This is a genomic window from Streptomyces scabichelini (assembly GCF_011045015.1).
GTDB lineage: Bacteria > Actinomycetota > Actinomycetes > Streptomycetales > Streptomycetaceae > Streptomyces > Streptomyces scabichelini.
The window spans coordinates 1-2203 of sequence record NZ_JAAKZY010000443.1; the positions used below are offsets into that span (position 1 = coordinate 1).

Here is a 2203-nt window from a genome sequence, read left to right on the forward strand (position 1 = left end):
GGCGGGCGGACTGCTGGGTGGGACGGCTCCTGGAGCGGGGCCGGTGGACGAGGACCCGTACGAGCTGGTCGCCCGGGTCCGTGCCGACCGCGGCAGGATCGTCGCGGCGGGCGGCTGCTTCGATCTGCTGCACGCCGGTCATGTCGGCCTGCTCCAGGCCGCCCGGCGGATCGGCGACTGCCTCGTGGTCTGCGTCAACTCCGACGCGTCGGTCCGCCGCCGCAAGGGCGACGGCCGACCGGTCAACCCGCTCGCCGACCGTGTCCGTGTGCTGCGCGCCCTGGAGTGCGTCGACGCCGTGGCCGTGTTCGACGAGGACACCCCGGAACGCCTCCTGACGGAGCTGCGCCCCAACGTCTGGGTCAAGGGCGCCGACTACGCCGGCACCGACCTCCCCGAGGCCGCGCTCCTCGAGAAGTGGGGCGGCCAGGCCGTACTCCTGCCCTACCTCGACGGCCGCTCCACAACAGGGCTCGCGGCACGGGCGGCCGCCGCCGCACCGGGGAGCGCACGATGACGACTGACGCGTCCCGTCCCGAACCCCGCCTGCCGGCGTGGGCGGCTGTGGCGTCCGTGGCGGCTGGAGGCACCCCATGAGGGCGCGCCCTTGCGCGGATGCGCCCCGGCTGCTGGGGCTGCGGGCCCTGGGAGTGGGACTAGGACTGGGACTGGGCGATCCTCCGCACGCCACGGCGGGCCCGGGCCCGGACGGCGCCCCGCACGGCCGCCTGCCCGACCCGGCCCTGCTGCGCATCCACCCCGAAGACGTACTCGACGTCCTCGACCGGCTCCCCAAGAGCACCGACCGCCCCGAACCACCAGGAGACCCCCCACCCGTGACCGACCCGGCACCCGCACGCCACTCGCCCGGCAGGACCGTCGGCACCGACCCGCATCGCCAGCCTGACGAAGACGGCCCGGAGCACCCGCCCATAGGCGTCGTCATCGCCACCCGCGACCGAGCCGACTCCCTCGCCGTCACCCTGCGCCACCTGCTCGCCCTGCCGGAGAAACCACCCGTGCTCGTGGCCGACAACGCGTCGAGCGACGGAACGCGCGCGATGATCGCCGAACAGTTCCCCGAGGTGCGCGTGCTCGCCCTGCCGGCCAACCGCGGAGCCCTCGCCCGCAACGACGGCGTACGCGCACTCGACACGCCGTACGTGGCCTTCAGCGACGACGACTCCTGGTGGGAACCGGGCGCCCTGACCACGGCGGCCCGGCTGCTGGACGCCCACCCGCGGCTCGGCCTCCTCTCCGCGCGCACGCTGGTCGGCCCCTCCGACGCCCCCGACCCGCTCAACGACTTCCTCGCCGGGTCGCCCCTCGGCCCGGCCACCGACCTGCCGGGCAACCAGGTCCTCGGCTTCCTCGGCTGCGCCGCCGTCGCCCGCCGGTCGGCCTACCTCGACGCCGGCGGCTACCACCGGCTGCTGTTCTTCGGCGCGGAGGAAACCCTCCTCGCGTACGACCTCGCCGCGCGCGGCTGGGGCGTCGTCCACTGCCCGGAGGTGGTCGCGCACCACCACCCGGCCCCGGTGCCGCGGGCCCACCGTTCCGCTGTCGTACACCGCAACGAACTGCTCACCACCTGGCTGCGCCGCCCGCTGCCGGTCGCCCTGCGCCGCACCTGGGACCTGGCCACCGCGGCCCGCCGTGACCCCGAGGCCCGGCGCGCCCTGAGTGCCGCGCTCGCGCTGCTGCCGGCCGCGCTGCGCGCCCGTACGCCCCTGCCGCCGTACATCGAGCGAGCCGTGCGCCAGGTCGAGGGGGCGTCCCGTGAGCGATGACCGGACGACCGTGGTCGTGATCACCCACAACCGCAGGACCGAACTCCTGCGGACACTGGAGCACCTCGCCGAACTGCCCGAGGGCCCACCGGTGATCGTCACCGACAACGCCTCCACCGACGGCACCGCCGAAGAGGTCGCCCGCCGTCATCCGGACGTACGACTGCTACGGCCCGGCCGGAACCTCGGCGCGGTCGGCCGCAATCTGGCCGTACGACACGTGCGGACGCCCTACGTGGCGTTCTGCGACGACGACACCTGGTGGGCGCCCGGAGCACTGTCCCGGGCCGCGGACCTCCTGGACCGGCACGGCCGGCTCGCGGCCGTCACGGCGCGCATCCTCGTCGAACCGCGCGGCACCGAGGACCCGATCGTCGAGGAACTGCGCAACTCCCCGATCCCCGGCCCCCGCT

At 75.2% G+C, this 2203-nt stretch carries 3 protein-coding genes; all 3 read left to right on the forward strand.

Going from position 1 to position 2203, the window contains the following annotated elements:
- Positions 1 to 517: D-glycero-beta-D-manno-heptose 1-phosphate adenylyltransferase (gene rfaE2 / locus G5C60_RS50480; RefSeq protein WP_165271021.1), on the forward strand; the 517-nt coding region annotated here is incomplete at its 5' end.
- 415 nt (positions 518 to 932) lie between these two features.
- Positions 933 to 1790: a glycosyltransferase family 2 protein gene (locus G5C60_RS50485; RefSeq protein ID WP_338146163.1), complete on the forward strand. Its 858-nt coding sequence runs from the start codon at positions 933 to 935 to the stop codon at positions 1788 to 1790.
- On the forward strand, positions 1780 to 2203 hold a 424-nt coding region (locus G5C60_RS50490; RefSeq protein ID WP_165271025.1), incomplete at its 3' end, for a glycosyltransferase. The genes G5C60_RS50485 and G5C60_RS50490, both read left to right, overlap by 11 nt.